Origin of the sequence: Candidatus Effluviviaceae Genus I sp., from assembly GCA_016867725.1 — a bacterium.
Lineage (GTDB): Bacteria > Joyebacterota > Joyebacteria > Joyebacterales > Joyebacteraceae > VGIX01.
This window is the reverse complement of the sequence record VGIX01000050.1, coordinates 1-9,910: the sequence shown is the minus strand read 5'-3', so window position 1 is coordinate 9,910 and position 9,910 is coordinate 1. Positions and strand designations below refer to the sequence as shown.

The following is a 9,910-nucleotide window of genomic DNA, read 5'->3' as shown; positions in this document are numbered from 1 at the left end:
CTTCGCCATGAGGCCGCGCATGCCGGCGAGCTGCCTGATCTGGTCCTTCGAGCCCCTCGCGCCGGAGTCGGCCATCATGTGGATGGGGTTGAACCCCCCGCTCGCGCCCTCGAGCCCCTTCGACATCGCGTCGGCGATGTCGCTCGCCGCGTGGGTCCACGTGTCGACCACGCGGTTGTAGCGCTCGGTGTCCGTGATGACGCCGTCTCGGTAGTAGCGCGAGATGCGGTCCACGTCCTTCTGCGCCGAGGAGAGGATGTCCGCCTTGCTCGGCGGCACGATGACGTCGTCGATGCCGATCGTGATCCCGGCGATCGTCGCGTAGTGGAAGCCGAGGCGCTTGAGATTGTCCAGCGTCTCCGCCGTCCGCTCCTGGCCGATGAGCCTGTGGCACTTGCCCACGAGCTCCTTGAGCTTCCCGCCGTCCATCGTCATGTTCACGAAGCCGAGTTCGTCCGGGAGCACCTCGTTGAACAGCACGCGCCCGGCCGTTGTCACGCGCGTCCGGCCCTTGAAGCGGATGCGGATCCAGTCGTGCAGGTCGATCAGGCGGTTGTCCAGCGCGAAGAGCAGCTCCTCGACGCCCGCGAAGGCCTTCATCTTCTTCTCGTCGGGCTCGCCGGCCACCGGCTTCGTCAGGTAGTAGCAGCCGAGCACGATGTCCTGCGACGGGCTCGCCACGGGGCGCCCGTCCGCCGGCAGGAGGATGTTGTTCACCGACATCATGAGCACGCGGCTTTCGATCTGCGCCTCGAGCGAGAGCGGCACGTGCACGGCCATCTGGTCCCCGTCGAAGTCCGCGTTGAACGCGGTGCAGACCAGCGGGTGGATGCGGATGGCCTTGCCCTCGACGAGGATCGGCTCGAACGCCTGGATGCCGAGCCGGTGCAGCGTCGGCGCGCGGTTCAGGAACACCGGGTGGTCCTTGATGACCGCCTCGAGCGCGTCCCACACCTCAGGGCTCCGACGCTCGATGAGGTTCTTCGCCGCCTTGACGGTCTGCGCGTGCCCTGCCTCCTGGAGCCTGCGCACGATGAACGGGCTGAAGAGCTCGATCGCCATCGTCTTGGGGATGCCGCACTGGTGCAGCTTGAGCTCGGGGCCCACGACGATGACCGAGCGGCCCGAGTAGTCGACGCGCTTGCCGAGGAGGTTCTGGCGGAAGCGCCCCTTCTTCCCCTTGAGGAGGTGCGAGAGCGACTTCAGCACGCGGCGGCCGCGGCCTCGCACGGCCCGCGAGCCTCGTCCGTTGTCAAAGAGCGCATCCACGGCCTGCTGGAGCATGCGCTTCTCGTTCCTGAGGATGATCTCGGGCGCGCGGATCTTGAGCAGGCTCCTGAGCCGGTTGTTCCGGTAGATCACGCGCCGATATAGGTCGTTCAGGTCCGACGTCGCGAAGCGCCCGCCCTCGAGCGGCACGAGCGGCCGGAGATCGGGAGGCAGGACCGGGATGACGTCCATGACCATCCACGACGGCTCGTTCCCGGAGCCGCGGAAGGCGTCGAACACCTGCAGGCGCTTGAGCGCCTTCTTCCGGGCCTGCTTCGTCGCCTCTTCGTCCCGCGCGAGCGCGCGCAGCTCGTGATAGCCGGTCTCGATGTCGATGCGGCCGAGCAGCTCGCGGATGGCGCCCGCGCCCATCTCCGCCCGGAGGCCCGACCGCGCGTTCATCGCGTACTCGGCCATGCGCTCGCCGGACAGGAGCTCGCCCATCTTGAGGTCGGTCGTCCCCGGGTCCAGCACGACGTACGACTCGTAGTACAGCACGCGCTCGAGGTCCCGCCGCTTCATGTCGAGGAGGCGGGCGATGATGTTCGGGTTGCCCCGGAAGAACCACACGTGCGCCACGGGGACCGCAAGCTCGATGTGCCCCAGCCTCTCGCGCCGCACCTTCGACTGCGTGACCTCGACGCCGCAGTTCTCACAGATCATCCCGCGGTAGCGGATGCGGCGATACTTGCCGCAGTTGCACTCCCAGTCCTTCACGGGACCGAAGATCCGCTCGCAGAACAGACCGCCCTTCTCCGGCTTGAAGGAGCGGTAGTTGATCGTCTCCGGCAGGTTGACCTCGCCGTGCGACCAGCTGCGAATGGCCTCCGGCGAGGCCAGCCGGATCCGGATCGCCGTGAAGTCCTGCTGCTCCCTGTGCTCGTCAAAGACGCCGAAATACACCGGTCGACCCTCCTCGACTGCGCCTACTCCTTCACCAGCGTAACGTCGAGTCCGAGGCTCTGGAGCTCGCGCATCAGCACATCGAACGAAGCAGGCGTGCCTGGTCTCGGGGGATCCTGCCCCTTGACGATCGCCTCGTACGTCCGCGAGCGTCCGACGACGTCGTCGGACTTCACGGTCAGAAGCTCCTGCAGCGTGTGGGCCGCGCCGTACGCCTCGAGCGCCCACACCTCCATCTCGCCGAACCGCTGGCCGCCGAACTGCGCCTTGCCGCCGAGCGGCTGCTGCGTGACCAGCGAGTACGGGCCGATGGACCGCGCGTGGATCTTGTCATCCACGAGGTGGAGGAGCTTCATCGTGTAGATGAAACCCACGGTCACCTCGTGCTCGAACGGCTCGCCGGTCCGCCCGTCGTAGAGGACGGTCTTGCCGGACTCCGGGAGCCCCGCCTTCCTGAGCTCCTCCTTGATGGTCGCGACCGGCGGCCCGTTGAACACGGGCGTCGCAGCGAGGTAGTTGAGCCGCTGCGCAGCCCAGCCGAGGTGCGTCTCGAGGATCTGGCCCAGGTTCATTCGCGACGGGACACCGAGCGGGTTGAGCACGATGTCCACGGGCGTCCCGTCGGGCAGCCGCGGCATGTCCTCCTCCGGGAGGATCTTGGCCACGACGCCCTTGTTCCCGTGCCGGCCCGCGACCTTGTCCCCGACGGAGAGCTTGCGCTTCGTCGCGACGTACACCTTCGCGAGCTTCACGACGCCTCGGGGAAGGTCCTCGCCGAGCTTGATCTTCTCGATCCTGCGGTCGCGCTCCGGTTCGACGTCCGCGATCCGCCTTCTGTACTCCTCGCGGAGGGCCATGACCTTCTCGTTCACCGCGTCGTCCTCGACGATGCCGCCCTCGAGGTCGAGCTTGTCGAGTCGAAGAAGCCCCATGACCTCTTCGTTGACCTTGCGGCCGGCTCGCACCACGAGCTCGCCGGTCCTCCGGTCGCGCAGCGAACGGGTCTTCTGGCCCTCCAGGAGGCCGTAGATCCGCCGGTCGCGGTCTCGCTCGAGCCGCTTCATGGCGGTCCTGGCCTCGGCCTTGATCTTCTCGATCTCCTTCGTGACGCCCTTCTTGCTGCGCTCGTCCCGGGCGCGGCGAGAGAAGAGCCTCGTGTCGATCACGACCCCGACCATGCCGGGCGGCGCCTTCAGAGACGTGTCGCGCACGTCGCCGGCGCGGTCCCCGAAGATGGCGCGGAGCAGGTTCTCCTCGGGCGTGAGCTCGGTCTCGCCCTTCGGCGTGACCTTGCCGATCAGGATGTCGCCCGCGGTCACGTGGGCGCCGACGCGGACGAGCCCGTTCTCGTCGAGGTCCTTCAGGCGCTCCTCGCTGACGTTCGGGATCTCGGGGGTGAACTCCTCCATGCCCCGCTTGGTCTCCCGAACCTGCGACTCGAACTCCTCGATGTGGATCGAGGTGAGCGCGTCCGTCTTGAGGATCTTCTCCGAGACGAGAATGGCGTCCTCGAAGTTGTACCCCTCCCACGGCATGAACGCGACGAGGAGGTTCGAGCCCAGCGCGATCTCCCCGTCCTTCGTCGATGCGCCGTCCGCGATCACGTCCCCGCGCTCGACGCGGTCGCCCACGCGCGCGATGGGGCGCTGGTTGATGCACGTGTTCTGGTTCGTGCGCTGGAACTTGCGGAGCTCGTAGTCGTCCACCGCCGGCGACCCGTCGAGGGTCTCCGTGTGCCGGACCGTGATGCGGTCCGCCGAAACCGACTCCACGACACCTGCGTGCGCCGCCACCGTGACCGCGCCCGAGTCGACGGCGATCCGGTGCTCGATGCCGGTCCCGACGAGCGGCGTCTCCGTCCTGACGAGCGGCACGGCCTGCCGCTGCATGTTGGAGCCCATGAGCGCCCGGTTCGCGTCGTCGTGCTCGAGGAACGGAACGAGCGCCGCGGCCGCGGACACGAGCTGCTTGGGCGACACGTCGATGTACTGGACGTCCTCCCGCGGCATCGTGGGGAAGTCGTCCTTGTAGCGGGCCAGGAGCGCTTTCTCGGTCAGCCTGCCGTCTGCCTCGATCGGCTCTCCGGCCTGCGCGATCACGTACTCGTCTTCCTCGGAGGCCGTGAGAAACTCCACGCGGCTGGTCACGTGCCCGCCGTCCACGCGGTAGTACGGCGCCTCGATGAAGCCGAAGTCGTTGATGCGCCCGTAGGTCGACAACGAGCTGATGAGGCCGATGTTCGGGCCTTCCGGCGTCTCGATCGGGCACATCCGGCTGTAGTGGCTGTAGTGCACGTCGCGCACCTCGAAGCCGGCGCGCTCGCGCGTGAGGCCGCCGGGACCCAGCGCGGAGAGCCTGCGCTTGTGCGTGAGCTCGGCGAGCGGGTTCGTCTGCTCCATGAACTGCGACAGCTGGTTCGAACCGAAGAACGCGCGCACGACGGCCGAGATCGGTCTCGAGTTCACGAGCGTGGCGAGGTCGAAGTCCTCGCTCTCCCCCGTGGACATCCGGTCCTTGATGACCCGGATCATCCGCGACAGGCCCGCGGACAGCTGGTTCTCGAGGAGCTCGCCGACCGAGCGCACGCGCCGGTTGCCCAGGTGGTCGATGTCGTCCACGCTCCGCTTGCCCTTGAGCACGTCGAGGAGCGCCCTGATCGTCGCGATGAAGTCGGCCCGCGTCAGGCAGATCGTGTTGAGCGGGATGTCCTCGTCGCGGATGGCGAGCTGGCGGTTGATCTTGTACCGCCCGACGTTCTTGAGGTCGTAGCGGTTGGGATCGAAGAACATCCTGTCCACGAGCTCCCGCCCGGCGTCTTTGCTCGGGAGGTTCCCGCCCTTCATGGTCTTGTAGATCTCCTGAAGGGCCTCCTCCTCCGAGTGCGTCTTGTCGCGCGCGAGCGTCGCCTCGATGACCTTCTGATCCACGGGGTCCATCTGCACGAGCTCGATCTCTCGGGAGCCGGCCTTCCGAAGGAGGCCGACGACCGTGGCCGTGAGCTTCTCGTCGCTCTGGACGATGATCTCCCGCGTCTCGGGGTTCTTGTAGGTCTTGGCGACGATGCGGCCGACGAGCTCGGCGTCCCTGTCCTTGTCGGGGCGCGCCAGGATCCGTCCGGTCTCGGTCACGAGGACGGACACCGTCGTGTGACCGAGGTCCCTGAGCTCCTTGACGTGCTTCGGCGCAAGCTCCTCGCCGCGCTCGGCGACGACCTCGCCGGTCTCCCTGTTCACGATCGTCTCGGCGAGCACGCGGCCGCACGGCTGCGTCTCGCGCGACGGTCGGGACGACGGAAGCTCGACGACCTCGCTTGTATAGAAGAGCGCCCGGATGTCCTCGTCCTTCGAGTAGCCGAGCGCGCGCAGGAAGGTCGTCATCCTGAACTGATGCCGACGGTCCGTCCGGATGAACATCTCGTCCTTGATGCCCATGCGGATCTCTACCCACGTGCCGCGGTAGGGGATGATCTTGGCGAAGTAGAGCGTCGTCCCGTTCGGGTGCACCCGCTCCTGGAAGAACACGCCCGGGGAACGGTGGAGCTGGCTCACGATGACGCGCTCCGCGCCGTTCACGATGAACGTGCCCCTCTCGGTGATGAGTGGGATCTCACCCAGGTAGATCTCCGCCTCCTCGGCCTCGAGGAACTTCCGCTGCCCGCTCTCCTTCGGCTCCCACCGCACGAGCCTGAGCGTCGCCTTGAGGGGCGCTTCGAACGTGAGGTTCCGTTCGCGGCACTCCTGGATGGTGTGCTTCGGCTGGCCCATGCGGAAGCCCTTGTACTCCAGGGTGTAAGCCCCCTGGTGCCCATCGACCGGGAAGAAGCGCCTGAAGATGTCGTCCAGGCCGGACGGCTCGCTCGACTCCGAGCTCCCGCCGCCGAGGCAGGACCGGAACGACGCGAGCTGCACGTCCAGGAGGTTCGGCATGGGAAGCTCCCGCTCGACCGGGAACTTCGAGTAGAATTTTCTCTCAATCTTGCGGGGTCCGCTCACCTCTGCGTCATCCTCCCTGCAGGCTGGGCCGCATCACGCGACGCCCTGCCGTCGGACACGGAATCCCGAAGAATCAGCCGCACCTACGCTCCCTCGCCAACGACACCTACTTCAGCTGGACCTTGGCTCCCGCCTCCTCCAGCTTCTTCTTGATGTCCTCGGCCTCTTCCTTGGTCGCACCCTTCTTCACGACCTGGCCGGGGTTGTCCACGAGGTCCTTCGCCTCCTTCAGGCCGAGGTCCGTCACCGCGCGGATGACCTTCACGACCTGGAACTTCTTCTCGCCGGTGTCGGCCAGGATCACGTCCCACTCCGTCTGCTCGTCCGCGGCCGCGGCAGCGGCGCCGCCCGCCGCGGGGGCGGCCATCATGGCCATGGGAGCGGCGGCCGTCACGCCGAACTTCCTCTCGAGGGCCTTCACGAGCTCCGCCATCTCGAGGACGGTCATCTTCTCGATCGACTCGAGGATCTTCCCGATCGTCTTGCTCATCGGGGCCTGCTCGACGGTCTCCACTGCGTCCTTCGTCTCGTCTGCCATCACACACCTCCAGCGTGGCCTTCTCGTGGGATCGCCCAACAACTCCTCGGCCGGCGCGCCGGAGCGCCGCCCACCATCGCGCTACTCCGCCGCCTCGGTCGCCCCGGCCGGCGCCCCGCCCCTCTCCTTCGCCACAGCGTCCAGCGTCGCAACGAAGCGCCTGAGGAGCTCGTTCAGGAGTCGCGCCAACCCCGACACGGGCGCCTGGAAGCCCGCAGCGATCTGCGCCAACAGGACATCGCGGGAGGGAAGCTCGGCTATCCGCCTGATGTCCGTGGCCGTCATGACCGCAGAGTCCACCCAGCCCGCCCTGATCTTCGGGGTGTTCTTCTGCTTCTCGAACTCGACCATGATCTTGGCCGCGGCCCCGGGGTCGCGCTCCGCGATCACGATCGCGTTCGGGCCGGTCAGGAAGCCGGAGAGGCTCCCGAGCCCGACCTCATCCATGGCTCGCCTCGCGAGCGTGTTCTTGGCGACGCGGCACCGCACACCGGCCTCGCGGAATCGCTTCCTGAGCTCGGTCGCCGTCTCGACGTCCATCCCGGTGAAGTCACCGAGGAAGACGACGGTGTTGCCGCGCAGGTCCTCCGTCAGTTCCTGAATGAGAACTTCCTTCTGTCGCTTCTCCATGCTTCGTTCGCTCCCCCGGTCGGGCGCCGGGCCCCTACTGCTTCACGGAATCCACGAGCGCCGTGACGTCCACCGGAATGCCCGGGCCCATGGTCGTGGAGATGGTCGCGCTCCTGATGTACTGCCCCTTCGCGGCGGCCGGCTTCGCGCGGACGATCTCCCGCGCGAGCTCGAGGAGGTTGCCCCTGAGCTGCTCGGCCGTGAACGACGCCTTCCCGAACACCGCGTGCACGTTGCCGGTCTTGTCCGTCCGGTACTCGATCTTGCCCGCGCGCGCCTCGGTGATCGCCTTGGCCAGGTCGAAGGTCACGGTGCCGCTCTTCGGGTTCGGCATGAGGCCGCGGGGACCCAGGACCTTGCCGAGCCGCCCGACGTCCTTCATCATGTCCGGCGTCGCGATGATCGTGTCGAACTCGAGCCACCCGCCCTGGATCTTCTCGATGTACTCATCGGACCCCACGAAGTCCGCGCCCGCGTCCTCCGCTTCCTTGACCTTCTCGCCCTTCGCCAGAGCGAGGATCCTCACCTTGCGGCCGGTGCCGTGCGGCAGGACGACCGTGCCCCGGATGAGCTGGTCGGAGCGCTTCGGGTCCACGCCGAGGCGGACGGCAAGCTCCACCGTCTCGTCGAACTTCGCGCTTGCCGACTGCTTGAGGAACTCGACGGCCTGGTCGAGCGCGCACGGGCCGCTCAGCTTGATCTTCTCGACGAGCTCCCTGTACCGCTTGCTTCTCTTCATCTTCTGCGTTCACCCTCCCTGGCGGATCGCCTTCGATCCTCCCGCGTTCCCGCGCGGTGTCGGTGGCGCGGGCGCCCGCCTCGCGCCGTCGCCGGCCGCGGCGCGCCGCTAGCCGACGATCTCGATGCCCATGCTCCTTGCCGTCCCCGCCACCATCTTCATCGCTGCCTCTTCGCTCGCCGCGTTGAGGTCCACCGCCTTGAGCTTCGCGATCTCGCGGACCTGCGCGAGCGAGATCTTCCCGACCTTGTCGCGGTTCGGGACCGGCGAGCCCTTCGCGAGGCCGGCCGCCTTCTTGAGGAGGACCGCGGCCGGCGGGGTCTTCGTGATGAAGGAGAACGTCCTGTCTGCGTAGATCGTCAGGACGACGGGGATGATCATGCCCGGCTGTCCCTGCGTCTTCGCGTTGAACTGCTTGATGAAGCCGCCGATGTCAACCCCGTAGGGGCCCAGGGCCGGGCCCACCGGAGGCGCCGACGTGGCCTGTCCGGCCGCCACCTGGAGCTTGACGGTACCGATGATCTTCTTCGCCATGCGTCATCCCCTCACCCGCTGCGTGTGCGCCGACGCGGCGGCCCCTGAGCTCGTGCCCGGGCCCCGCCGCTCGCATCGCGTCACGTGGACTCAACCTGAAGGAAATCGAGCTCGACCGGCGTCGCCCGTCCGAAGATGGACACCATGACCTTGATCTTGCCCCGCTCGGCGTCCACGTCGTCGATGAGGCCCTGAAACCCCGTGAAGGGGCCGTCGATCACTCGCACCTGCTCGCCGACCTGATACGGGATCTCCGGGCGCTCCTTCGACGGCTTCCGCTCGATGCGCCCGAGGATCCGATCGACGTCCTCCTGCTCGAGCGGTTGCGGCCCCGAGGTCGTGCCGATGAAGGAGAGCACGCCGGTCGTGGATGTCACGAGGAACCGCGTCTCGTCGTCGATCTCCATCTCCACGAGGATGTAGCCCGGGAACAGCTTGCGCTCGGCCGTCCGGCGCCTGCCGTCCCGCATCTCGACGAACTCCTCCTTGGCGATCACGATCTGACCGAAGCGCTCGCCGAGGTTCGCCTCGGCGATCTTCTTCTCGAGCTTGTCCCTGACCTTCTGCTCGTGGCCAGAATACGTGTGTACGGCATACCAGCGCTTCACAGGCGCAGTACTCCACCCGGCGAACCCGGATTGCGGACTGGCTGGCCCTGGCCTAGCGGAAGATCAAGGTGACCAGAAGGGACAGCGCCCGGTCGACCAGGCCGATGAACACCGCGAGAATCAGGACGATGACGACCACCACCGTCGTCGACTCACGGATCTCGCTCCGCGAAGGCCACGAGACCCTCTTGAGCTCGTTTCTGACTTCCCGCAGAAACCTGATCAGCTTCTCGAACATGACTCTCTCATCCGGACGCCTTGTTTGCAGGCGGTGGCAGGCCTGGAGGGATTCGAACCCCCAACATCCGGTTTTGGAGACCGGCGCTCTACCAATTAGAGCTACAGGCCTGCGCTGCGAGACCCTCGCGGACTACCCTTCGGCCGAGGCCTAGCGCGTCTGCTTGTGCACCGTGTGCTTGCCGCAGAAGCGACAGTACTTAGCGTACTCCAGGCGGTCCGGATGCTTTTGCTTGTTCTTCGTATATGTGTAGTTCCGCTGCTTGCACTCGCTGCACGCCAGCGTCACGATCTCACGCACGTCGTCCTGCCTCGCCGCTCCACGGGAGCGCTCTTACTCGATGATCTTGGTGATGGTGCCTGCGCCGACGGTCCTGCCGCCCTCGCGGATCGCGAACCTGAGCCCCTCCTCCATCGCGATCGGCGTGTGGAGCATGATCTCCATCTCCACGTTGTCACC

At 66.9% G+C, this 9,910-nt stretch carries 10 protein-coding genes and 1 tRNA gene; all 11 read right to left on the bottom strand.

The annotated features are described in order from the left end of the window. On the bottom strand, window positions 1-2,172 hold a 2,172-nt coding region (gene rpoC, locus FJY74_08645), incomplete at its 3' end, for a DNA-directed RNA polymerase subunit beta' (protein ID MBM3308380.1). Window positions 2,173-2,195: 23 nt separating this feature from the next. After that, on the bottom strand, window positions 2,196-6,098 hold the full coding sequence (rpoB, locus tag FJY74_08640) for a DNA-directed RNA polymerase subunit beta (GenBank protein MBM3308379.1): 3,903 nt from the start codon (window positions 6,096-6,098) through the stop codon (window positions 2,196-2,198). A 172-nt stretch (window positions 6,099-6,270) separates the two neighbouring features. Continuing rightward, the gene (gene rplL / locus FJY74_08635) at window positions 6,271-6,654 is read right to left on the bottom strand and encodes a 50S ribosomal protein L7/L12 (protein ID MBM3308378.1); all 384 of its coding nucleotides are present in this window, start codon (window positions 6,652-6,654) and stop codon (window positions 6,271-6,273) included. 129 nt (window positions 6,655-6,783) lie between these two features. Next, window positions 6,784-7,332, bottom strand: a complete 549-nt coding sequence (locus FJY74_08630) for a 50S ribosomal protein L10 (protein ID MBM3308377.1) — start codon at window positions 7,330-7,332, stop codon at window positions 6,784-6,786. A 34-nt stretch (window positions 7,333-7,366) separates the two neighbouring features. Continuing rightward, entirely contained in the window at window positions 7,367-8,071 is a 705-nt protein-coding gene (locus FJY74_08625; protein ID MBM3308376.1) for a 50S ribosomal protein L1, read from the bottom strand. A 108-nt stretch (window positions 8,072-8,179) separates the two neighbouring features. Next, window positions 8,180-8,605, bottom strand: a complete 426-nt coding sequence (rplK, locus tag FJY74_08620) for a 50S ribosomal protein L11 (protein ID MBM3308375.1) — start codon at window positions 8,603-8,605, stop codon at window positions 8,180-8,182. A gap of 80 nt (window positions 8,606-8,685) precedes the next feature. Further along, window positions 8,686-9,213, bottom strand: a complete 528-nt coding sequence (gene nusG / locus FJY74_08615) for a transcription termination/antitermination protein NusG (GenBank protein MBM3308374.1) — start codon at window positions 9,211-9,213, stop codon at window positions 8,686-8,688. Window positions 9,214-9,265: 52 nt separating this feature from the next. Beyond that, complete coding sequence (gene secE, locus FJY74_08610) at window positions 9,266-9,451, bottom strand: preprotein translocase subunit SecE (protein ID MBM3308373.1); 186 nt, start codon at window positions 9,449-9,451, stop codon at window positions 9,266-9,268. Between the two features lie 34 nt (window positions 9,452-9,485). Further along, a tRNA-Trp gene (locus FJY74_08605) sits at window positions 9,486-9,562 on the bottom strand. A gap of 39 nt (window positions 9,563-9,601) precedes the next feature. Beyond that, the gene (gene rpmG, locus FJY74_08600) at window positions 9,602-9,751 is read right to left on the bottom strand and encodes a 50S ribosomal protein L33 (protein ID MBM3308372.1); all 150 of its coding nucleotides are present in this window, start codon (window positions 9,749-9,751) and stop codon (window positions 9,602-9,604) included. Between the two features lie 33 nt (window positions 9,752-9,784). Then, on the bottom strand, window positions 9,785-9,910 hold a 126-nt coding region (gene tuf, locus FJY74_08595), incomplete at its 5' end, for an elongation factor Tu (protein ID MBM3308371.1).